Raw genomic sequence first — 1,854 nt, forward strand, 5'->3', positions numbered from 1 at the left:
GGGCGGCCGCGGAGCCGAGGATGAGCCGCGTGAGCCAGTCGGGCAGGTGCGGCTCGATCCAGCGGGCGACCGCATACCAGGCGGCGATCGCCGCCGCGACCAGGAGGCTCGTGACGACGTCAGAGCGCAGCAGGGACGCGCCGTAGGCGCCGAGCGACGGGGCGGCGTTGGTGGTGATAGCGAGGTGCTTCAGGGGGGTCCTCCTCAGACCTTCTGGCCGAGCCAGTCGATGCGGTCGACCACGAGCACCTCGGGCTTGCCCCGCAGGATGCCGTGGTCCATCTGCCACTTGATGTCCTTGAGCTCCTGGTTGGTCTTCACCAGGCGGCGGGTGACGCCGTCGCCGATGTAGACGCCCTTGGTGCCCTTGAGCCTGGCGAGGGTGAGCATGCGGTCGTCCTCCTCGATGGGGTGGATCGGGTCGGGCGGCGCGACCTGCACGCCGCCGGGGGTCGGGGTGGTGGTGTGGCCCGGGTTCGACACCGGTGCGGTGCGGCGGATTGATGCGGCCGCGCGCGCCCACGCGGCCGGGCTGCCGACGAGCTCGAGGTGCATCTCGTCGACTTGGGAGCCCCAGTCCCCGCCCCAGCGCAGGACCGTCTCGCCGGCGGCGGCGTTGACGTCGGCGACGATCGCGCGCAGCGCACCGACCTGCTCGCGGGTGAACGTCCCGGTGCGGTAGCGGGGGTGGCGGCCGCCGTTGCAGTCGACCGCGGTGCCTGACAGGTGGTTGGAGTTCCCGATGCCGCCCGACGCGGTGTTGACGGCCAGCGAGCGCCACCCGTGGAACGTCTGCAGCGGCTCGACGCGCTCGTGGAACTGCTGGCCGACGTAGGCCAGGATCGTCGCGGCGTCGCCGGCGCGGACCTTCGTCGAGCGGCCGCCGGCGGTGATCGTCGTCAGGCGCGCGTCGTCGACGTCGATCCGCTCGGCGCCGTTCATCGTGACGGGCACGTGGAGCCTCCTCGGGTCATGCCCGTGTCAGGGCGTCGGGCCAGGGCGGGACGTCCTCGCCGGCCTCGTCGAGCCGGTCGCGGAGGACCAGGACGTAGTCGGACAGCAGCCGGACCTCGCGGCTCAGGCGGCGGACCTCGTCGCGGACGGTGTCCTCGCGGTGCGATCGGCGGGCCAGCACGGCGGTGAGGGCGGCGGCCAGGACGACTCCGATCGTGGTCACGGCGGCGGTCACGACACCGAGCGGGATGTAGAGCCCGGCCTCGGTGGCGGCCCTCACGCGGGGTTCCTCATGCGCGAGGTGTTGCCGACCGCGCCGGCGACGGCGAGGAACGCTCCGGCCAGGATCCACTGCCGGTTCGCGCCGGGCTGGGCGAGCCACCCGATGCCGTAGAGCAGGCCCCACCCGCAGCACAGGCCGGCGACGGCCGCGAACCCGGCCACGTCCCAGCCGCGGCGCACCGAGCGGTCCCGGCGCCGGAACGCGCCCGCGAGCGCCGCCAGGCCCGCGCACGCCCACAGCGCGGCGTACACCCACAGCGGGACGACGGTCGCGAGCGCCTGCAGCCCCCACGGGAGCGCGTCGGCGGTGGCCGGCGGCAAGCACGACACCGCGATGACCGCGGACAGAAGCGCCCAGCACAGGAGCACCGAGCCTCTCGGGCCGTTCAGGCGGCGGATGATGCGGTCGGGCATGGGGTCTCCGGTCGGGGTCAGCGGGTGGCCATGACGGTCGCGGCGATGGCGACGGACGTGGACGTGTAGGCGGGCGGGTGTGAGGCGCGCAGTTGCACGGCGGCGGTGACGGTCCCCGACACCCCTGACAGGCGGGCGGTGTGAGCGGGTGTGCCCGACGACAGGGCGACCGAGGCCCCGGTCGTGACCGGCAGGGTGATGTAG

At 74.1% G+C, this 1,854-nt stretch carries 4 protein-coding genes; all 4 read right to left on the reverse strand.

The window, feature by feature from the left end; translation table 11 throughout:
* Positions 1–204 precede the first annotated feature (204 nt).
* Positions 205–954, reverse strand: a complete 750-nt coding sequence (locus tag AAHH18_RS18210; RefSeq protein ID WP_343302593.1) for a M15 family metallopeptidase — start codon at positions 952–954, stop codon at positions 205–207.
* Positions 955–970: 16 nt separating this feature from the next.
* Complete coding sequence (locus tag AAHH18_RS18215) at positions 971–1,234, reverse strand: hypothetical protein (protein ID WP_343302594.1); 264 nt, start codon at positions 1,232–1,234, stop codon at positions 971–973.
* On the reverse strand, positions 1,231–1,650 hold the full coding sequence (locus AAHH18_RS18220) for a hypothetical protein (protein WP_343302595.1): 420 nt from the start codon (positions 1,648–1,650) through the stop codon (positions 1,231–1,233). Before AAHH18_RS18220 ends, AAHH18_RS18215 begins: the two co-directional genes overlap by 4 nt.
* Positions 1,651–1,667: 17 nt before the next feature.
* On the reverse strand, positions 1,668–1,854 hold a 187-nt coding region (locus AAHH18_RS18225; RefSeq protein ID WP_343302596.1), incomplete at its 5' end, for a hypothetical protein.

The sequence above is a fragment of the Cellulomonas olei genome (assembly GCF_039548315.1).
GTDB lineage: Bacteria > Actinomycetota > Actinomycetes > Actinomycetales > Cellulomonadaceae > Cellulomonas.

Excerpts from the sequence above, each read along its gene's own strand:
- AAHH18_RS18220 (WP_343302595.1), bottom strand. The coding sequence starts at position 1,650 with ATGCCCGACCGCATCATCCGCCGCCTGAACGGCCCGAGAGGCTCGGTG.